The organism is Peribacillus sp. NPDC096448, assembly GCF_044762675.1.
GTDB classification, from domain to species: Bacteria; Bacillota; Bacilli; order Bacillales; family DSM-1321; genus Peribacillus; species Peribacillus frigoritolerans_B.
The window spans coordinates 1-19,555 of record NZ_JBIWEU010000002.1; the positions used below are offsets into that span (position 1 = coordinate 1).

Sequence of the window (19,555 nt, forward strand, 5' to 3'; positions counted from 1 at the left end):
GTCAAGGGGTTAATGGGTTAGACTCTATTTTTGAGTTTAGATTTTCGTAGTAGATGGTGGCGGCGAGGAGCGCCGCCATAGGAGTTTCTTATGAAGCTAAGGAGTAGTTTAGTGTAATTAGTACACCGTTTATTCGTACTGTGCGGTTAAATATTTCTCATTTCTTCCTTAAAATCATCCAATTAAAAAGTGAAGTCACACTCTAAAGCATGGCAGTGTGGAACCTCTTTAGAAACAAAGTGGTGCTAAAAGTGATCGTGAGGACCTGATTAAGGCGTTGGACTATTTAAGGGAAGGTGACAAGCTGGTTGTTTACAAAATAGACAGACTAGCTAGGAGTACATTTGATTTACAAAAGATTGCTAAGGATTTAGAAGAACGTGGAATAGCTTTAGTATTCATCAAAGAACAGATTGATTTTAGTGCACCATCAGGAAAGCTAATGTTTACTATGCTGGGGCTATTGCTGAGTTTGAACGTGATCTAATTAAAGATGGAACCACTGAGGGACGTAAAAGGGCTAAGGCACAGGGTAAACATATGGGACGTAAAGGGAAGGACGAGAAGGTCGTTAAGAAGGCGTTAAATCTGTATGATAAAAGAGAATCTAACGGTTTAAGCGTTAATGATATAGCTAAAATGACTGGCGTTCCACGTTCCACTATTTACGCTAAAGTGAAAGAGATGACTAGCAAATAGCTAATCGTGTTTTTTAACTTTAAAATTATTTAAAGGGTGATTTTAAGCGTCTACTAACTGTACTAATTGGTGTACAGTAATCTTACATGTAAGAGAATAGTTAACATTAGCATTGAAAAAAGGATCTTCAAATCGAAGACCCTTTCTTAGTGCCTATTTAGTTAATGGTATTTTAATATCATCACCAACTTCAAGAATACTATCTTGACGATCCATAACCGGAGCAAAAATCATAATATATTCGTCCTCTGCGCCCTCTACTTCACCCTTACTAAAAACTGGATCAACTTTTTCACCAGCAGATTTCAAGAATACACCAGATTTTTTATCATCAACGATATAACCGTATTCTTTATCAACTTTCCTTGCATTAAGAAATTTATCCTCTAATTTGCTCATTACTCTGTATTGCATTCCACTTTCATCTTTTAGGAGTTTTGTGTCAGATCCAGTAACAACTACTCTTGTTTCAAATGCTGAAAACTCTATCTGCTTAATCTTGTATGTTTCGTTTTCAAACGTGAATTCTCTATTTATTTCTACGGTTTCTCTTTTTGAGACGGCAGATTGATCGAGTTTAAAATCGAGTGGCCATGTCGTTTGTACACTGTCCCTCCCACTGTCATTCCAAATTGTCAAATTTTCGATTTCTAAACGAATGTCTTGGCCTTCATATTTTTTGATTGATTCAAAGGATAAGGCTTCAGCCATCTTGTTTTCTTTACTATCGTAATAATTACTTCCCCATCCCACATTGTCTAACTTCTTTCGTTCATCTCCAACAATCAAGTAGATTGAACTTACACCCTCAAAAAGGTCAATATAATGTTTTTTTAAATTTGTTTTTTCACTTTGATAGGTCAGTAACAGTTTTGTTTCCTTTTCATCCGTCAACACCCTGTTAAAATGCACTGTTATGTCATGTTTTTTATCATAAAATGTTTGATCAAGAACTTGGCCATGTCCTAGTTTAATTGCCGCCTTAACACCTGTATCATCAATATGTTTGCTCAAAAATATTTTATCGTCGTTCTTAACTGTTTCAGCTTGTGAATTAACACTCTCAGTAGTAGAATTTTGTGTTTTGGAGCCACAAGCTGATAGTATCAATAACATTAATAAAAAAGTAATTAATATTTTTTTAGACATCTAATTTCTCCTTTTTATAAGGGATGTCCAATTTCAACAAATGAAAATGCACAATACCCTTTCTTTATTTGTTGTATTTTACCACATAAATCCATAAATGAATTCTTAACTATCAATATTTTATTGTATACTCCATACAAAACTAGTTAACAATTTCAGGAAGTAGCTAAAAAAACCAAACCCATGGGTATTGTATCAGCGGTTTGGTTCTAATGGCACTAACGGGGCAGTTTAGTTTAATAAGACTTTTAGAGTCAAACTACCAGTTTAAACCTTTTTAGGAAAAATGTCGTATATAGATTTAGGGAAATGTTTTTTTAGAATAGGAGGAACAGGTTATGTTAGGGGATATTATATATCAAGTTATTGTTTTCGGAGGTATAGCATTAATTTTAGGTGTTTTAGGTTATTTATTTTTTAAGAAGACCAAGAAAAGCTAATTAAATTTCTAATTCAAGTATCGTGTGCGTTAGTTGATTAAGGAACACAAAAAAATGATTTTTTTTATAAGAATAATCCAATTTAATATTATAAGGGCATGTTTTGATTCATCTTTTTTCAAAACATGCCCTTTCTATTTATTCATTCACCTTATTAATATACATTTTTTTCTAAATGAACACTTGAATATTTAATTCACATCTATTAAACTAGTGGATAGTTGTTAAAAAACACCAGAAAAGGAAAAAATTAGTTGTTCTCTATTTGAAAAACACTGAATTTGATCCTTTTTTGGCGAGAGAATTAAATATCTAATAAATGGATATTGGAGGTTTTTGTTCTTAACAAATTATTATCATGCAAACAAAAAAACTGAGGGAGATTAGAGAATGAGAATACCAAAAAAGATAATAGGTATATGCGGAGCTGTAGGATTATTATTTGGGGGGACAACAACATTTGCTGCCACTTCTACGAATACTCCTCAAGTTGTTAAACATGAGAAAAAGGTAGAAGGAAACTTACAAGAGGAGATTATAAAAGTAGATAGTAGCGAAGTTAAAAAAAGGGGAATCCTTACTTATTTTAATAATAACAAACCAAAGAAGTATAAAGAAAATGAGGTTATCGTAAAATTTAAAAAGAATTACTCCATAAAAAGTCTAGGATCCCTGAGCACTACTTTAGGTTTAACAAATGCAAAAGAATTGAATAAAGAAGGAATACATGTAATGAAATTTTCCAAAAATAAAAAGATGGCAGATGTGTTAAAAGAACTTAACGCTTCTTCTAATGTTGAGTATGTAGAGCCAAACTATGTATATCAACCGACAGCAGTTACAGATCCCCTATATAACGAACTATGGGGACTTAAAAATACTGGACAGGAAATATTAGGGCAAGTTGGTAAAAAAGGTATTGATATAAGTGCGGAAGCAGCATGGGCTAATACAAAGGGCAGTTCCTCTCTTGTTATTGGAGTGATTGATACAGGAATCGAAATTAATCACCCAGAATTAAAAGATAGAATTTGGGTAAACACTGAAGAAATTCCTAACGATGGAATCGATAATGATAAAAATGGATATATAGACGATGTAAACGGCTGGAATTTTTATGATAAAAATAATAAATTGTTCATTCGAGGAGAGGAAGACTTCCACGGAACTCATGTTGCAGGAACAATAGCTGCAAAAGCAAATAAAATTGGAGTTACCGGTATTGCTCCAAATGTGAAAATTATGCCTCTCAAGTTTCTCGGACCATATGGAGGGTACGAATCTGATGCGATTGTTGCCATTGAATATGCTAAGGCAAAAGGTGTAAAGATTTTGAATAACTCATGGGGTGGAGGAGAACATTCACAAGCATTAAAGGATGCTATTAAAAACTCAGGTACCTTATTTATAGCTGCGGCAGGTAACTCTGCAGAGAACTCGGATACAAGTCCAGCGTATCCTGCTGCTTATGATTTGCCTAACATTCTTTCTGTAGCTTCTATTAACAATACAGGAAATCTTTCAGGTTTTTCTAACTACGGTGCAAAAAGCGTAGATGTTGCTGCTCCTGGTGAAAGTATTTTAAGTACAACCCCAAGTATGGAAGGCGACTATTCTACGGCTTATGAATATCTTGATGGAACATCCATGGCTACCCCGCATGTTACAGGAGTAGCAGCGTTAGTAAAAAGCGCACGTTCATCATATACTCCCGTTCAAATCAAGGATGCTATCTTGAGAACCACTACAAAGCTGTCTTCATTAACAGGAAAAGTTGGTACGGGAGGACTTGTGAATGCAGGGAGAGCAGTTAATTTCGATGTAGATTCTGATATTCCAGGTATTACTTGGAAAGGAGGAAGTATCAGTACTTCACTTGATGCAAGTAAAGATAAAAATGATGTTTATTCTATTAAACTATTAAAAGGGGAAAAGGTGAAGGCTACACTAACTGGTGATTCCGAGACGGACTTTGATTTATATTTGTATAACGACACTACAAAGACTGTAAATTCGAGCAACGGCATTGTAGCACATTCAGAAATTGCAAATTCATCCAAGGAATCCTTTACTTTTACAGCTCCTGAAACAGGCACATATTATTTGAATGCCTACGCTTTTAGTGGAGCTGGAAAATACATTCTTTCTGTAACAGAAGGCATTGGAGCAGGAACATATGAAAATACGAGTAAATATTTTGGATATGAAGGAACATGGAATAAAATATCCGATGGAAGTGCGTCGGCAAGCTCATACACAAGTACGAACCAAACCGATTCAACTGTGAAAATTGTGTTTAATGGTACAGGAATATCCTATAAAGCTTTAAAAAATGACAAACAAGGAATTGCAAAAGTGACATTGGACGGAAAATCAGCAAATTATAGCTTGTATGCTGCTACTCCTAAGTATAAAGAAGAAATCTTCAGTAAAACAGGACTAACTGCAGGGAAGCACGTATTATCTATTGAATGGACTGGTCAGGCAGATCCTGTTGCCCGTAAAAATTCTACAGAGGTGAATATTGATTCCATCTCAGTTTTAAAATAGTTGTTATATAGAGTATACCCTTAGCTTCCTCCATAAAGAGGATAAAGCTAAGGGTTTTTGTAGTCGGGAAATCCTGAATTTGAGTGGTGAAAATTATCCATAAAACGGTAGTGTATCATCAGGAAAGCTAATGTTTACCATGCTTGGGACTATTTCTGAGTTTGACGTGATCTAATTAAGGATAGAACGGCAGAAGGCAGGGAATGTGCTAAGGCACAGGGAAAACATAAGGGTGGAAAGGGCAGGACGAGAAGGACGTTAAAAAGGCTTTGAAGCTGTATCAGGAAATAGATTCTAACGGATTAAGTGTAAATGAGATAGCTAAAATGACAGGCGTTTCCCGTTCCACTATTTACGCCAAAGCGAAAGAGGCGACATTTTAATAGTGTTAGCCTTTTTTTCTGCTTACAGTGGCATTGTGCAAAAATAGGTTTGGAGGTGCGTTGTCTAAAACATCTACTATGTAAAAGTTAAATTTTAAAATGAACAATTCTAGAACCCAGTCCAGCAGCGACAAGTGAATAATCTCGAGATATTTTCAACTTATTTCCGTAGTGTTTTTCAATAAAAAGTCCGGCTCCTAATGGAATATTATATATTAAAAAAGCTACAGCTACATAAGAATCTGGGATTGAGGGGCTCAAAGACTTATTGATTTGAATCTATATCTCCTTAGTTATATCAGCCTTTAACAACTTTTGTTGACCATAAATTTTTTCAAAAAGAATTCCTGTTAAATAGTAAAACACGAGGCCAAAACAAATGTGAATAAGTGTAAATTTAGGACCAAATGAAGTGAATTCATATACTAGAACTGGCAATTTCACTGTTGACCAAGCTCCTAAGAAAAACACTATATAGCGGACACTGGCTCCTTTTTTCAATAAAAGTACTGCAATTGGAAAGGCTATATAAAGAGGGCCCGCAGCTACTGTTGCTAATAATAAGGTGAAGAAGACACCGTATATACCTGATTTTTCACCCATATATCGAATGAGTGATTCTTTCTTTACCCATTGATCCAATAATCCCACTAATATAAATATAGGAGGAAGTAGGAATAACATATCCAAAATACTTTTACCAGTTAATTGAACTGTTGTCATAGCGATAGCTTGATTCATAAATGAAATAAGAAGCAGCCCTAATAATAAAATGAAAAAGAACCGATATCTTTTTAGTTTTTTCATGTCATCACCACCCAAATAATCAAAGCAAATAGAAGAGACATTATTATGGCAGAAATATTTCGTGCATAAGCAAAACTTCGTCCAAAAGTTTTTTGTTCCATAGATAAAGTTGTAAGTCCTACAGACATTAATGTCGACATTAATACCGCTACTTGTGGAAGAGCAGCACCATTTTGAACTAATGTATGTCCGAGAGGAAAGACGATAAAGCTTGGAACTAAAGCAATTGAGCCAATGAGTGTTGAATAAATGATGCCTAGTAAGCCAGAATTTTCGCCAATAATTGAAGAAATAAGGGACGGCGTCAATAAAGATAATGCGAGCCCAACAAAAAGCATAATAGCTAATAAATCCGGTAAAACATTGTGAAACATTTTCCATGAACTTAATAAAGCCGCCTTTGTTTTATATTTATCTTTTGTAAAAGAAATACCTAAATAAATAATGGCTATAGTATATAGAATAATTCCATTAATCATTATTTTGAGCCTTCCATTCTTTATATTTATCTTGAAAAAACTCTAAATTTTTAATTTTTTCTTCAATATCTATTTGAAAATCTTCTAATTTTCTTCTTCCAACTGTAGTGATTTTGTACATCCTTATCGGTTTATCTCGATCAGATGTATCCAGATAAGACTCAACAGCGCCTTCTTCCTCTAATTTTTTTAGTGTGCGATATAATATGGCACTATCAATTGGATTGATGGGAAGCTCTTCCTCACATTTTTTCAGAAGTTTCCCTCCATAGTTATCTCCCTCTGTTAAAAACAGCAATAGAAATGCACCTGTATGTCTCCCTGTATGTTTCATGAAATATATAACCTCCTAATTTTAATGTGAAAATTTTTTTCGGTAACAAGTTACTGTTAATAACAGTATGCTTTCATAAACAGTAATGTGTCAATTTTTTTCTTTGTGATAACAAAAAAATTAGAATGTGAAAGGTTGCACTTAAACTACCAAGAAAATAAGTTTCTTTAAAAATGAAAAATGACAATACTTAAGAAGACCCTGCTCAATCGTTTTAAAAAAAGAGGAGAGCGTTAATTAATTAGTCTATAGATTAGGGATGACTGGATTAAGTATCAGTATTGACATTTCCTAACCATTTTCATTCTTTGTGGTGAAATGCCGATTTTGGCGATTCATGGATGGCTAACGGGTGCGTTAGTGGAGTGTCGGAGCTGCCATTTGGTGGCTTTTTTTCTTAATGAACTAAAGGGGCAGTTTAGTTCAATTAGCGTTGTGTAGTCGAACTATGTTGTAAGTCTGTTAATATTCAATCAAGATTTTCAAGGGATTAATTCTCCCTTCACTCAATTCCTCAAAACATCGGCATATTTTTTGTTTGGTTATTTTACTTTCGAATATCTTTTTTAAAAGGGAGCCAGTCTCTTTTACGCTGTTTAAATACCATTCTGAGTGTTTTCTATAATCATAACCATCACTTGAACCGACTATTTTTAATTCTTTAATATAAAACTCTGGTTGCAATTCAAATTTTTCCTTGTTTCCATCTGAGAGGATACAAATTCCACCATCTTTGCGTATTGATTGTTGAAGTGTTTTAAATGCTTCATTACGAGCAGAACACAATCTTTAGGGGAACTAATTCCGTTTTTAAATCCATTTCAAATAAACGTGTATCAAAGTCACGTAATCAATCTTCGTATGTATATTGAGTTGCTTTTTCATTACCAGGGACACCTCTCTGAGTTGAAAGATCGTATAGTGGCCCTGGCAAATGAAATGGAAGAATATAAAATCATCCAATCGATTCCAGGTATCGGAGAAAAAATCGCAGCCACGATTATCTCTGAAATTGGTGAAATCGATCGGTTTAATCATCCGAAAAAACTGGTGCCTTCGCTGGAGTAGATCCAAGTGTTCACTCTTCGGGTAAGTTTACGGCAACCATTAATCGTATTACTAAAAGAGGTTCGAGCAGACTACGTCATTCTCTATATCTTGCCGTACTTTGCGGCATAAGAAGTTCAAGGAACAAAAAGCTTAAAACATTCTATGATAAGAAAAAATCAGAAGGAAAACCTGCCAAAGTGTCAATCGTTGCCTGTATGAATAAGTTGCTTCATTGGATATACGCTTTATTAAGAGAAAAGAAGCATTCCTAGATTTAGCCTGATTAACGATTTTGTGAAACAGAGAAAAATCCTTCCAAAAGGGTTTTGGAGGGTTATTTGTCATGAACAAAAATAGTATATCATAAGGGAATGAAAATTTTAGAGAAAGATATTGACATCCTATTAGCTGGTTTAGTTCTATAATGACACTAAAATAATCAAATATTTTATAAAAATTGTATAACAAGTCACTAGAAAAGAACCCTTTTTGATCAATCTCTTTTCAAAATGGATTGTATTTATTTACGAATATGAGGGTTCATGAGGACCTTTTGATCAATCTTTATTTCAAAGCTACAGTGGATTCTTGTTTTAACAGATGCTTTAACACAATACATACATGAACTGAGCTGGAAAGTTCCCTCCAAAGAAAGGAATAAGAATGGCCGAAAATCAATTTGATTTTTCGGCCATTTTAATATTTGAAAATGGGGGATTTAAGAATTATTTTTCTACAGATGCAATGATGTCATCAGCTAAGAGTTTAGAACCACTAGCACCTTTTAGATCTTCACTAGACCAATCAAATATCTTTATAGGCCGGCTATAGCAAAAGCATTTAAACAGACTATATGAGTTAGTCTATATTGCTTATAATCACAACATTCAACAGGTAACAACTCTTTTATACAATTAAAATAAGTAAGAGTTATATTAAGTATTTTTCCTTAGGTAATTCGGCTATCTTTTTGTTTTTAATTAATAACAAAAGAAGTTATATACATTTTGTAAAGTAATATGCTTTTCTTTAGTTCTTTTGACAATTAACGTTCCTTTATTATACAAGGGGCTGTTAGGTTCAATAATTAGCTGTGTTGCAATCCAGTTAATATTATCGTTGTTTCTTTTCAAATTTCTGCTTAATGATGATGCAATTCCTTTAGCTTTTGTATTAATAATATCAAAAAATTTAATTTCTTCATTTTCGTCTTACAAAAGAAGGCAAGAAAAGGAACATTCAACATTGTACTTGTTGTTTTTGTATATAGCTCAATTCCCTCTAATCTATGCTGACTAACCATTAGCCAATCTCTATTTGCCTATTAATCTTTAAGACAGATTTCATCATCAGCCTGAAGCAAGCAATCATTTCATGTTTCCAGTAAAAACGAAGTCATATCTAGCCGATTGTGATAATTAAGGTATAATGATAGGGGAAAGATATTTTGTAACGGATTAGGTGAAGATGATCATGAAGCTAATCATTGCGGAGAAACCAGATCAAGGTTCAACGCTAGCGGCTCAATTTAAAACGAAGAAACAGCAAGGCTATATAGAAATCATGCCGAATGAACTTTTTCCCGATGGAGCTTATGTAACTTGGGCCGTCGGGCATTTATGTCAACTCGTTTCGCCAGAAACTTATCATTCAAAATGGAAAAAATGGTCGATGGAAACGTTGCCGATGATTCCTGAGAAATTTCAATATGAAGTGACCAGACAAAAGGCAAAGCAATTCAATGTTGTGAAGACTTTGCTTAGGAAACCGGAAGTCGATGAAATCATTCATGCAGGTGATGCCGGGCGTGAAGGAGAATTGATTGTACGCAACATCGTTAACTTATGCAATGTCCATAAACCGATGAAACGTTTATGGATTTCCTCTTTGACCCCAAAGGCGATTTATGAGGGATTCCAAAATCTGAAGAGCGAGGAAAAAACCAGGCCGCTTTATTATGAAGCGTATACGAGAGCTTGCGCGGACTGGGTTGTGGGTATGAATGCGTCGAGGGCGTATAGTATTTTATTGAAACAAAGGGGCGTTTCGGATGTGTTTTCAGCTGGAAGGGTTCAGACACCGACTCTCGCCTTGATTGTGAAGCGGGAAATGGAAATTGAGCAATTCAAGTCTGAACCGTTCTGGGAAGTGTTCGCTGACTTCAAGCTGGATGGAAAGAAATATCAGGGAAAATGGCAGCAGAACAATGACCCGAGAATCAAGACAAAAGAAATGGCTGATAAAATTGCCGCCTTTTGCAAGGGGAAGGAAGCTGAAATAGCTGAAATGGATACTGAGAGGAAAGAATTTCAGCCGCCTTTGTTATTTAATCTATCGTCATTGCAAGCGACAGTTAACAAGATTTATAAATATTCACCGAAACAGACGCTTGATATAGTTCAAAGTTTATATCAAAAAGGGATCGTTTCTTACCCGCGTTCAGATTCCAATTATGTGACGGAAGGGGAAGCCGAAACATTTCCAGATATTTTGCAAAAACTAAGCGGATTTTCAGAATATGAATCACTGTTTCCTTTGCCACAACCTAACATCATGAATAATAAACGGTTTGTAAATGAAAAGAAGGTGACTGATCACTATGCCATTATTCCGACGGAGCAGGTAACCGACCCAAAGCGGCTTTCTGCTGAAGAACGGAATATATATGACTTGGTGGTCCGCCGGTTGATTGCGGCTCATTATGAGAAAGCCATTTTTGATTACACCACCATTAAAACGCTTGTCGATAAGCGGGCAGAATTCATTTCTAAAGGTAAGCAGCAGATTCAAGAGGGATGGCGCAAAGTGATTTTCCAAAATAATGAAAAGGATGATGATGATATCATTTTGCCGTCCGTTTCCAAAGGGGATACTGGAAAGGTCGCAAACATAAAGGTGAAAGAAGGAAAAACCCAGCCTCCTAAGCGTTATACAGAAGGTCAGCTGATCACTTTGATGAAAACTGCCGGAAAGCATCTGGATAATGAAGAGTTAGAAAAAGTGCTGATGAAAACCGAGGGTCTCGGAACCGAAGCAACTCGGGCTGGCATCATTACCATGCTCAAAGACCGTAAATACATCAATGTCAAAAAGAACCAGGTGTTTGCGACAGACAAAGGGAAAGTGCTGATTACTGCGATTGGGGAGAAAATCCTTGCTTCACCCGAGATGACAGCCAAATGGGAACAGCGCTTAAGGGAAATCGGTGAAGGTAAGGCTTCAGCTGGAGGCTTTATGGAAGCTGTTAAAAGGATGTCAGCAAAAATCATCAGCGATGCAGTGGAATCATCGGAAAGCTGGGATTTTCAAGGGCTGGACACCGAGTCGATTCAACGGAGCGGCTCTAAAAAGAGAAGTTCCGCATCTGTGGGCAGCTGTAAATTATGCGGTTCAAAGATTGTCGATAAAGGGGAATTCTATGGATGTGTAAGTTATCAAAAAACAAAGTGTAACTTCACTATCTCCAAAAAAATCCTTAATAAGAAAATTAGTCAAGCAAATATAAAAAAGCTGTTGGCAAGCGGTGAAACGGATTTGATAAGCGGTTTTAAGAAAGGGGAAAAGACCTTTGATGCCATTTTATCTTGGTCCGATGCTGAAAAAAAGATCAGTTTTACATTCCCAACAGAACAAAACGTCAAGCAAACTTGAGAAGAAACGTCAATAAAGGCGCCCTGAGACTTATATCTTCTTGTTTCGGGGTCGTTTATATAGTAAAATTTTTAGATATGCGTTTGAATGGGAGGATTCCGAATGCCTACACCGAGCATGGAGGATTACATAGAACAAATTTATTTACTTATTGAAGAAAAAGGATATGCAAGAGTTTCCGATATTGCCGAAAATCTTTCCGTCCACCCATCTTCTGTTACAAAAATGGTTCAAAAACTTGATCAGGAAAAATATTTGATATATGAAAAGTACCGGGGTCTCGTTTTAACTGCAAATGGGAAAAAAGTTGGTAAAAGGCTCGTATACCGTCATGAACTTTTAGAGCAGATGCTAAGGTTGATTGGGGTCAAGGAAGAAAATATTTACCAGGATGTAGAGGGGATTGAACACCACCTTAGTTGGAATGCCATCGATAGGATTGGAGACCTGGTTGAATTTTTTGAAGAATCTCCTGACCGTGTCGAGGATTTACGAAAGATACAAAAAAGAAATGAAGAAAATTCAAAATAAGCTGCCGCTGGCAGTTTTTTTTATGTTTTTGAAAAACATCCGTTTTCTTGAACCGGTCATTGTTCGTTTTACAAATAAGGTGAAAAGGGAGCGACGTTTTAAAAGAGGATTTTTTGATTATGAGCAGAATAGCTATAAAGAAGCCCTGGTATTATGATTCGGGAGAAATTTTCTCAGGTTATTATTTAGTTAGGGGTTAAAAGGGGAGGGGGAATTCCTGATGAATTTACATACATGGCATAAAGAGTCGAAAAAGGAATGGGATGTTTTTGCACCAATGTGGGTGAAGAATTCACAAGAAATGTGGGAAACGGGGAGCCGGAAAAACATCATTCCTTTCTTTTCTGAATATGTACCTTCGGGAGTGAAGGTGGCTGACATAGGCTGTGGAGATGGAGTTGGTTCTTTGAAATTGGCCGAAGCGGGATTTGAAGTAACCGGAGTTGATTTATCCAATGTGATGATTGAATTTGCAAAGGGGAAAACCGCTCAACAACCAGGACTTTCTTTCCTTCAAGGGGATTTTTATAATCTTCCATTCGAAGATGAAGAAATGGATGCGGCAATGGTCATAAATTCTTTGGAATATACGGGTGAACCATTAACGGTGATGAAGGAAATTCAACGCGTAATAAAGCCTGGAGGTTATGTCTGTTTTGGAATACTCGGTCCAACAGCTGAGCCGCGAAAAAAATTCAGTTTCCATCGGTTATTGGGAGATGAAGTCATCATGAATACCATGCAGCCGTGGGAATTTGAAAAAATGGCTTTAGAAACGGGATGGAAGGCAGTGGCTGATACCGGTGTTGCAAAAAGAGGGGTGGACTATACAAAGCTGGAACATTTTTCAAAGGAATTAAAGCAAGCTGTATCGTTCATGTGGCTTTTCCTCCTTCAAAAAGAGGTGGGGCAGTGATGGAGAAGTATCAAATCGATCAATTCGTTGAAAAGACGAAACAGCAGGATAAAGGGCAAGGTTTATTCGAACTTGAAACGGAACGAATTCTGGAAATTAATTTGGAAAAGCAGATCTGGGCGAAAATGGGGACGATGGTATCTTATCGCGGCGACATTAAATTCGAGCGGGAAGGTATATTGGAGCATGGTCTTGGTAAACTCTTTAAAAAAGCCTTAACCGGTGAGGGTGCATCCTTGATGAAAGCCACCGGAAGCGGCAAGTTATACGTCGCGGATCAAGGGAAGAAGATTTCAATTTTGCAATTAAATGGTGAATCGATCTGTGTTAACGGTAATGACTTACTCGCATTTGAGCCGGGGATTCAATGGGATATAAAAATGATGCGGCGCATTGCCGGGTTATTGGCGGGGGGATTGTTCAACGTAAGGCTTGAGGGGAGAGGCATGGTCGCATTCACTTCCCATTATGAGCCGCTTACTTTAATGGTGGAACCGGGGAATCCGGTCTATACGGACCCGAATGCCACAGTAGCTTGGTCAGGGGAATTGCAGCCTGAATTCGTAACGGATGTTTCATTGAAGTCGTTTTTTGGAAGGGGAAGCGGCGAATCCGTTCAAATGAAATTCGAAGGTCATGGATTTGTGGTCGTCCAGCCTTTTGAAGAGGTATATTTCGGTAATAAGGAATCATGAAACAAACAACCTGAGTCAGAACTCAGGTTGTTTCCCATGATACTCGGATGTGTCTGCGATAAAAAGCGATTCACTTCAAAGTGAAAGCTTCTTTTTCTTACCCTTTCAATCCCACTCATAAGGGGTTGATTGGTAGACATAATAGTTCAGCCAATTCGAGAACATCAGGCTGCAATGGCTTTTCCAGCGGTGAAGAGGCATCTTGGTAGGATCGTCATCAGGAAAGTAATTTTCAGGGAGTTGCGTATTGATCCCACGCTCCCTATCGCGCCTGTATTCTTCCCCTAGGGTATCTGCATCATACTCGAAATGGCCGGTAACCATAATTCTTTTTCCATCAACCGAAGCAGCGATCAGTACCCCAGCTTGATCGGACTGTGCGAGAACCTTCAATTCAGGATGGTTAACTAATTTTAGATAGTCAATATCCGTGTAGCGTGAATGTGGGGCCATAAAATAATCATCGAATCCGCGGACTAGATTTTCATTCGGTTCAAGGACCTCATGGGTGTATACGCCGAAGCATTTCTCTGGAAGTTCGTATTTGCCTATTCCATAATGATGGTACAGGGCAGCTTGTGCCCCCCAACAGATATGTAGGGTGGATGTGACATTTTCGCTTGACCAGTTCATGATATTCTGCAGTTCTTCCCAATAATTAACGTCTGAAAATTCCAGCTTTTCTACTGGAGCACCTGTAATGATCATGCCGTCATATTTCTTCGTGCGAATTTCATTGAATGATTTGTAAAATTGATCCAAATGAAATTTACTTGTGTTTTTTGATTCATGCGTGCTCAAGCGCAGGAACGATATATTTACTTGAATGGGAGTATTGCCAAGAAAACGCAGTAGCTGTGCCTCCGTTTTTTCTTTCTCTGGCATTAGGTTTAAAATTAATATATTCAATGGACGGATTTCCTGATTGGTCGCTCTTTCCTCATCCATTACGAAGATATTTTCCTGTTCTAAAATTTCCCTTGCTGGCAGTTGTTCCGGAATTCTGATTGGCATGATTAGCCTCCTTCTTCAAAAATCATAATATTTTAATTATATAGAAAATTATTGAATAGAAAAGCTATTTTAATAAATTCTTGTAATTCCCGAAGGAAATGGCCTGGGAATGGTAAAATGGGAAGATCATGAATACATAAACTTTTAAGTTGGAGAGGGGTTTGGAGATTGTTTGATCCTACAGCATTTGAAAACATGAAAGTGGTTTTGGAAGGAGCGGTTTACGATCGTGACTTCATTGGAGATATATTGGTCATAAACCGTGATGATATCGTGAATCTCTCAACCATGTCCAGATCATATAAGATCGAGATGGAATTGAAAAAAACAATGGCGCCTATTTCGATTAGCGGTGCCATCGAGTTACACGCTTCCCTACAGAACCTAAGTTCGGAGTTACTCGATGCAGCTATTGATGATACGCATTCGGGCTGCACGGTCGATATATTCATTTCTTTTCCCAAAAAGCTTGATGAAGTGAATGTTGAACAATTGTTGAGCGACCTGGAAAAAATTTGGGGAGATCAGAGAATCATTTCAGTGACGACCAGCGAAACGATCAGTAAAAAAATGCAACCCATTACTTCATCTTTATATAAAATTTCATTTGGAAGGCTTGTAAGAGAAGAGCAAATGGAAGATTTGGAAGACATGGTAGAGTATTTGATTCAATCCATCCAAGCAGTGAAGATTCCGGGATGATAGGAAAGGGATAAAAGTTGGTAAACCTACCTTTAAATACGTTAAAATGAATCATCATACTAAAGGGAGAGATCATACATGTCCATTTACGAATTTGAAGTCAAAAAAATCAATGGCGAATCCATCTCGCTTGAGGAATATAAAGGGAAAGTGATGATTATAGTGAATACCGCAAGCAAATGCGGTTTTTCGCCACAGTATGATGATTTGCAAAGTCTGTATGTGCAGTATAAAGAGGATGGGGTAGTCGTTCTTGGGTTTCCGTGTAATCAGTTTTTGAATCAGGAGCCTGGTGATGACCTTGAAATCGATTCATACTGCAAATTGAATCATGGTGTAACATTCCCGATGTTTGCAAAAGTGAATGTCAAAGGAAAGGAAGCCCATCCCTTATTCAGCTATCTGACTAAAAATGCGCCTGGAGTGATGGGGTCCAAATCGATAAAATGGAATTTTACAAAGTTCTTGATTGATCGTAATGGAAATATCGTCAGCCGGTTTGCGCCTAAAACAAAACCTCTGGAAATGGAAGAAGATATAAAAAAATTATTATGAAGTATGATATCAGTCCAACGGAAGATTCTGTTGGGCTCTTTTTTTGAGGTAAGATATTTATTGAATGCATCCGTTTTTAAAAGGGGACAGATGGTTGGGATATTGAATATAATAGAAAAAACAAATGAGGGGGGGAAACCATGGAACGAATTGCATGGGTAACAGATAGTACGGGAACTTTAGATGAAGAATTATCATTGAATGAACATGTATATGTCATTCCAATGGTCGTCATCATGGATGGGAAGGAATATGAAGATGGTGTCGACCTTTTACCTGAGGAATTATACCGGCGAATGAGTGAGGAAAAAATCACCGCCACAACGTCACAGCCCTCTGTCGGCAGATTCCAGGAGTTATATAAGGAGCTTGAAAAACGCTATGATCGAATCATAGCCGTACATCTTTCAAGTGAATTGAGCGGGACCGTATCTGCGAGCAGGCAAGCTGCACAAATGGTTACGATCCCTGTTGACGTTTTTGATACTTTACTTATTTCCTTTCCAATGCTATTAATCTTGAAACGGCTCATGCATTATATTGATAATGGCGATTCCATCAATGAGGCTTTCGTCAAAACGAGAATGTATGCGGATAACCATGAAACCTATGTATTAATAGGGTCTTTAGATCAGCTGCATCGAAGCGGCAGGTTAACAAACGCACAGTATATTCTAGGAAGCCTATTGAGCTTTAAACCCATCATTTCAATCGAAAATGGTTTGCTCCATACTAAATCTAAACCCCGGAACCTTAAAAAAGCGGAAAAACAGATCTTCACTGATTTTCGCAGATCAGTCGAAGCGGGAAAAGTAAAAGAGTGCACCATATTATATGGCGGAGTGTCGGAGCAGGCACAAAGATGGAAAAAGATGATTTCCGAAGAATTTCCTCATGTGTTGACCCATGTATCCCCACTTGGGAGTGCCATCGGGGTGCATACCGGTGAACAGACGATTGGTATCAGTTGGTTCAATGAAGATTAAAGCACACCATTATTGAGAACCATGGTAAAATAGAAAGGACATGGAGTGGTGAAATGAAACAAACGATAATTGAGTTAACGGAGAAGTATGTATATGACCAATTGAATTCTGATGCCAGCGGCCATGATTGGTTCCATATCGATCGTGTTCGTAAGCTGGCTTTACATATTGCAAAAGAAGAACGAAAAGGAAATGAGTTCATCATTGAATTGGCGGCTCTGCTTCATGATATCCCTGATGATAAATTAAACCAGGAAGCCGATGGAGGTTGGAAAAAGCTTGATGCTTGGTTTGATGAAATAAAGTTGGATATAGATAGTGTTGAGGCCATCAAACAGATCATTAATACAATTTCGTATAGTTCAGGGCAGTTGGAGCTTCCTTCGACCGAGGCTGAAATTGTTCAGGATGCGGACCGCTTGGATGCAATTGGTGCCATTGGCATAGCCAGGACATTTGCATTTGGCGGAAAAAAGGGACAGCTTATGTATGATCCTTCATTGCCAATAAGGGAAAATATGACCAAGAAGGAATACAGGAATGGCAAAAGCTCTTCCATTCATCACTTTCATGAAAAATTATTGCGCTTGCAAGATATGCTTAATACTTGTACAGCAAAGAAGATTGCAAGTGAAAGGCATGAATATATGGTAGGCTTTTTAAAGGAATTTAATAAGGAATGGGATGTACGATTATGAAAGTTTTTAGCATGGAACATGTAATGAAAACCCAAGGGGAAAAGCTGCTTTTTAAAGATGTCTCTTTTTCCATTACCGAAGGGGAAAAAATCGGGATCGTTGGGATAAACGGCACGGGCAAATCGACATTATTGAATATCATCGCAGGGTTGGAAGACAGTGATTTAGGAACGAAGGATCATCCGAATGATTATACGATTTCCTATCTATCCCAAGATCCGCATTTTGATGAGAAATTGACGATCATGGAATATATGTATGAAAGTTCAACTCCTGTATTTTCGTTGATTAAAGAGTATGAAAAGACGCTCGTTCAACTCCAGGTAGATCCGCAGAATAGCGCGATACAGGACCGTTTGTTAAAACAGCAACAGGATATGGACACGCTTGGTGCCTGGGATACAAGTGCCAATGCCAGAACGATATTGACCAAGCTTGGGCTTCCTGATCATTCAAGGAAATTGGGGGAACTGTCAGGCGGCCAAAAAAAACGTGCGGCCCTGGCAAAAACCTTGATTGAGACCCCTGATTTACTGATTTTGGACGAGCCTACGAACCATCTCGATTTTGAAAGCATCACTTGGCTTGAAGAATATTTAGGGAAATATCAAAAGTCCGTTTTATTTGTAACCCATGATCGATATTTCCTTGATCGTGTGTCCAATAAGATTTGGGAAATTGCCCAGACGCAGCTTTTCGAATACAAAGGAAACTATGCGGATTATTTAGAATCAAAGGCCATTCGTGAAGAGAATGAATCGGCTGAAAGAACGAAAAAGGAAAGTCTATTCAAAAAAGAACTGGCCTGGATCCGTAAAGGTGCAAAGGCCCGTACAACGAAACAAAAGGCGAGGATCCAACGCTTCGAAACATTGGAATCAGGTGTAAAGGATAAGCAGAAAACCGAGAACCTGGAAATGGAATTAAGCGGTGCCCGTCTTGGGAAAAAGGTACTTGAAATGCAGGGTGTTTCTAAATCCTTCGGTGATCGAACCATCATCAACCATTTTTCCTTCCTATTCAAACCAGGTGATCGAATTGGAATCGTCGGTAATAATGGCAGTGGAAAGTCAACCTTGTTAAATATCCTGGCAGGACGGGAATCCATAGATGAAGGAAACCTGGAAAAAGGGCAAACCGTGAAAATAGGGTACTATACGCAAGAAAGCGTCGATATGGATGAGAATTTGCGCATGATAGAGTATATTCGGGAAACGGCGGATTCAATCGCCCTTAAAGATGGTAGTTTCATATCGGCTGCACAGATGCTTGAAAGGTTCTTGTTTCCAATGGGATCGCATGGGACGCCAATTCGCAAGCTGTCCGGTGGGGAGAAAAGGCGATTATATCTCCTTAACATATTGATGTCGGCACCTAATGTCCTGCTTTTGGATGAACCGACGAATGATTTGGACACGCAAACCTTGACCGTTCTGGAGGATTATTTAGAAACGTTTTCAGGTGTAGTCATTACTGTTTCACATGATAGGTATTTCTTGGATAAAACGTGCCATCAGCTTCTTGTTTTCAAGAATAAAGGTGACATTGACTTCTATTATGGCTCTTATTCAGAATTCTTGGAAGAAAAGAGGGAAGAGGCCGAGCCAGTAAAAGCACCGGAACCTCAGATGAACCGGACCGAAAAGAAAAAGAAAAAACTGACCTATGCGGAAAGTAAGGAATGGGAAGAGATAGAAGGGAACATGGAACGGGCCGAGCTGCGCCTTAAAGACATAACATCAGAAATGTCAGCAGCGGGAAGCGATTTTGAAAAAGTCCGCCTGCTTCTTGAAGAAGAAAAGGAACTAACGGATAAATTAGACCATTTGATGGAAAGATGGACGTATTTAGCGGAAAAATTGGAAGAAGAATGAGCGAGGTGACTGGTCCAAGGGAGCAAACTTGGATCAGTCTTT

17 protein-coding genes and 3 pseudogenes are annotated in these 19,555 nt (G+C 37.7%); 14 read left to right on the forward strand and 6 right to left on the reverse strand.

The window, feature by feature from the left end; translation table 11 throughout:
- Positions 1 to 232: 232 nt before the first annotated feature.
- A pseudogene (locus ACIQ0C_RS03895) lies at positions 233 to 699 on the forward strand (recombinase family protein); the annotation flags it as partial.
- A gap of 153 nt (positions 700 to 852) precedes the next feature.
- Here the strand turns inward: ACIQ0C_RS03895 and ACIQ0C_RS03900 are convergent.
- Positions 853 to 1,848 carry a hypothetical protein gene (locus tag ACIQ0C_RS03900; protein WP_403057148.1) on the reverse strand — a complete coding sequence of 332 codons (996 nt, stop codon included), beginning with the start codon at positions 1,846 to 1,848 and terminating at the stop codon, positions 853 to 855.
- A gap of 338 nt (positions 1,849 to 2,186) precedes the next feature.
- Between ACIQ0C_RS03900 and ACIQ0C_RS03905 the strand changes: the two genes are divergently transcribed.
- The 3 genes and pseudogenes from ACIQ0C_RS03905 to ACIQ0C_RS03915 all read left to right on the forward strand — a co-directional run.
- Complete coding sequence (locus ACIQ0C_RS03905) at positions 2,187 to 2,288, forward strand: LPXTG cell wall anchor domain-containing protein (RefSeq protein ID WP_275728507.1); 102 nt, start codon at positions 2,187 to 2,189, stop codon at positions 2,286 to 2,288.
- Between the two features lie 390 nt (positions 2,289 to 2,678).
- Positions 2,679 to 4,838, forward strand: coding sequence for a S8 family serine peptidase (locus tag ACIQ0C_RS03910; RefSeq protein WP_403057151.1), 2,160 nt, complete (start codon positions 2,679 to 2,681; stop codon positions 4,836 to 4,838).
- A gap of 109 nt (positions 4,839 to 4,947) precedes the next feature.
- Positions 4,948 to 5,221: pseudogene (locus ACIQ0C_RS03915) on the forward strand (recombinase family protein); the annotation flags it as partial.
- A 279-nt stretch (positions 5,222 to 5,500) separates the two neighbouring features.
- On the opposite strand, the gene ACIQ0C_RS03920 reads toward ACIQ0C_RS03915, so the two are convergent.
- The 4 genes from ACIQ0C_RS03920 to ACIQ0C_RS03935 form a co-directional block, all read right to left on the reverse strand.
- Positions 5,501 to 6,028 (reverse strand): permease, encoded by a 528-nt coding sequence (locus ACIQ0C_RS03920; RefSeq protein ID WP_403057153.1) that lies wholly within the window; start codon positions 6,026 to 6,028, stop codon positions 5,501 to 5,503.
- Positions 6,025 to 6,507 (reverse strand): hypothetical protein, encoded by a 483-nt coding sequence (locus ACIQ0C_RS03925; RefSeq protein WP_402837874.1) that lies wholly within the window; start codon positions 6,505 to 6,507, stop codon positions 6,025 to 6,027. Before ACIQ0C_RS03925 ends, ACIQ0C_RS03920 begins: the two co-directional genes overlap by 4 nt.
- Positions 6,500 to 6,841: a PadR family transcriptional regulator gene (locus tag ACIQ0C_RS03930; RefSeq protein WP_403057156.1), complete on the reverse strand. Its 342-nt coding sequence runs from the start codon at positions 6,839 to 6,841 to the stop codon at positions 6,500 to 6,502. The genes ACIQ0C_RS03925 and ACIQ0C_RS03930 overlap by 8 nt, the downstream gene beginning before the upstream one ends.
- Positions 6,842 to 7,303: 462 nt before the next feature.
- Complete coding sequence (locus ACIQ0C_RS03935; RefSeq protein ID WP_403057159.1) at positions 7,304 to 7,525, reverse strand: hypothetical protein; 222 nt, start codon at positions 7,523 to 7,525, stop codon at positions 7,304 to 7,306.
- Positions 7,526 to 7,654: 129 nt separating this feature from the next.
- On the opposite strand from ACIQ0C_RS03935, the pseudogene ACIQ0C_RS03940 reads away from it, so the two are divergent.
- The 5 genes and pseudogenes from ACIQ0C_RS03940 to ACIQ0C_RS03960 form a co-directional block, all read left to right on the forward strand.
- Positions 7,655 to 8,163, forward strand: a pseudogene (locus ACIQ0C_RS03940) (IS110 family RNA-guided transposase); the annotation flags it as partial.
- Between the two features lie 1,201 nt (positions 8,164 to 9,364).
- The gene (locus ACIQ0C_RS03945) at positions 9,365 to 11,542 is read left to right on the forward strand and encodes a DNA topoisomerase III (RefSeq protein ID WP_403057162.1); all 2,178 of its coding nucleotides are present in this window, start codon (positions 9,365 to 9,367) and stop codon (positions 11,540 to 11,542) included.
- A 102-nt stretch (positions 11,543 to 11,644) separates the two neighbouring features.
- Positions 11,645 to 12,073: a transcriptional regulator MntR gene (mntR, locus tag ACIQ0C_RS03950; RefSeq protein WP_048687667.1), complete on the forward strand. Its 429-nt coding sequence runs from the start codon at positions 11,645 to 11,647 to the stop codon at positions 12,071 to 12,073.
- 220 nt (positions 12,074 to 12,293) lie between these two features.
- On the forward strand, positions 12,294 to 12,989 hold the full coding sequence (locus tag ACIQ0C_RS03955; RefSeq protein WP_402837868.1) for a class I SAM-dependent methyltransferase: 696 nt from the start codon (positions 12,294 to 12,296) through the stop codon (positions 12,987 to 12,989).
- Positions 12,989 to 13,684 (forward strand): AIM24 family protein, encoded by a 696-nt coding sequence (locus ACIQ0C_RS03960; protein ID WP_402837866.1) that lies wholly within the window; start codon positions 12,989 to 12,991, stop codon positions 13,682 to 13,684. The genes ACIQ0C_RS03955 and ACIQ0C_RS03960 overlap by 1 nt, the downstream gene beginning before the upstream one ends.
- Before the next feature lie 105 nt (positions 13,685 to 13,789).
- Here ACIQ0C_RS03960 and metA read toward each other — a convergent pair whose 3' ends face one another.
- Entirely contained in the window at positions 13,790 to 14,698 is a 909-nt protein-coding gene (metA, locus tag ACIQ0C_RS03965; RefSeq protein ID WP_403057165.1) for a homoserine O-acetyltransferase MetA, read from the reverse strand.
- 168 nt (positions 14,699 to 14,866) lie between these two features.
- On the opposite strand from metA, the gene ACIQ0C_RS03970 reads away from it, so the two are divergent.
- From ACIQ0C_RS03970 to ACIQ0C_RS03990, 5 genes are all read left to right on the forward strand, one after another.
- Positions 14,867 to 15,400 (forward strand): hypothetical protein, encoded by a 534-nt coding sequence (locus ACIQ0C_RS03970; protein WP_403057168.1) that lies wholly within the window; start codon positions 14,867 to 14,869, stop codon positions 15,398 to 15,400.
- A 78-nt stretch (positions 15,401 to 15,478) separates the two neighbouring features.
- Positions 15,479 to 15,955: a glutathione peroxidase gene (locus tag ACIQ0C_RS03975; protein WP_403057171.1), complete on the forward strand. Its 477-nt coding sequence runs from the start codon at positions 15,479 to 15,481 to the stop codon at positions 15,953 to 15,955.
- Between the two features lie 140 nt (positions 15,956 to 16,095).
- A complete protein-coding gene (locus ACIQ0C_RS03980) occupies positions 16,096 to 16,941 on the forward strand; it encodes a DegV family protein (protein WP_403057174.1) in 846 nt (281 codons plus the stop codon).
- A gap of 53 nt (positions 16,942 to 16,994) precedes the next feature.
- Complete coding sequence (locus tag ACIQ0C_RS03985; protein WP_402837856.1) at positions 16,995 to 17,639, forward strand: HD domain-containing protein; 645 nt, start codon at positions 16,995 to 16,997, stop codon at positions 17,637 to 17,639.
- On the forward strand, positions 17,636 to 19,513 hold the full coding sequence (locus ACIQ0C_RS03990; protein WP_403057177.1) for an ABC-F family ATP-binding cassette domain-containing protein: 1,878 nt from the start codon (positions 17,636 to 17,638) through the stop codon (positions 19,511 to 19,513). The genes ACIQ0C_RS03985 and ACIQ0C_RS03990 overlap by 4 nt, the downstream gene beginning before the upstream one ends.
- The last annotated feature ends 42 nt before the right edge of the window (positions 19,514 to 19,555 follow it).

Bases quoted from the DNA above. Each gene is read 5' to 3' on its own strand.
- ACIQ0C_RS03900 (WP_403057148.1), bottom strand. From the start codon at position 1,848: ATGTCTAAAAAAATATTAATTACTTTTTTATTAATGTTATTGATACTA.
- ACIQ0C_RS03905 (WP_275728507.1), top strand. From the start codon at position 2,187: ATGTTAGGGGATATTATATATCAAGTTATTGTTTTCGGAGGTATAGCA.
- ACIQ0C_RS03910 (WP_403057151.1), top strand. From the start codon at position 2,679: ATGAGAATACCAAAAAAGATAATAGGTATATGCGGAGCTGTAGGATTA.
- ACIQ0C_RS03920 (WP_403057153.1), bottom strand. From the start codon at position 6,028: ATGAAAAAACTAAAAAGATATCGGTTCTTTTTCATTTTATTATTAGGG.
- ACIQ0C_RS03925 (WP_402837874.1), bottom strand. From the start codon at position 6,507: ATGATTAATGGAATTATTCTATATACTATAGCCATTATTTATTTAGGT.
- ACIQ0C_RS03930 (WP_403057156.1), bottom strand. From the start codon at position 6,841: ATGAAACATACAGGGAGACATACAGGTGCATTTCTATTGCTGTTTTTA.
- ACIQ0C_RS03945 (WP_403057162.1), top strand. From the start codon at position 9,365: ATGAAGCTAATCATTGCGGAGAAACCAGATCAAGGTTCAACGCTAGCG.
- mntR (WP_048687667.1), top strand. From the start codon at position 11,645: ATGCCTACACCGAGCATGGAGGATTACATAGAACAAATTTATTTACTT.
- ACIQ0C_RS03955 (WP_402837868.1), top strand. From the start codon at position 12,294: ATGAATTTACATACATGGCATAAAGAGTCGAAAAAGGAATGGGATGTT.
- ACIQ0C_RS03960 (WP_402837866.1), top strand. From the start codon at position 12,989: ATGGAGAAGTATCAAATCGATCAATTCGTTGAAAAGACGAAACAGCAG.
- metA (WP_403057165.1), bottom strand. From the start codon at position 14,698: ATGCCAATCAGAATTCCGGAACAACTGCCAGCAAGGGAAATTTTAGAA.
- ACIQ0C_RS03975 (WP_403057171.1), top strand. From the start codon at position 15,479: ATGTCCATTTACGAATTTGAAGTCAAAAAAATCAATGGCGAATCCATC.
- ACIQ0C_RS03980 (WP_403057174.1), top strand. From the start codon at position 16,096: ATGGAACGAATTGCATGGGTAACAGATAGTACGGGAACTTTAGATGAA.
- ACIQ0C_RS03985 (WP_402837856.1), top strand. From the start codon at position 16,995: ATGAAACAAACGATAATTGAGTTAACGGAGAAGTATGTATATGACCAA.
- ACIQ0C_RS03990 (WP_403057177.1), top strand. From the start codon at position 17,636: ATGAAAGTTTTTAGCATGGAACATGTAATGAAAACCCAAGGGGAAAAG.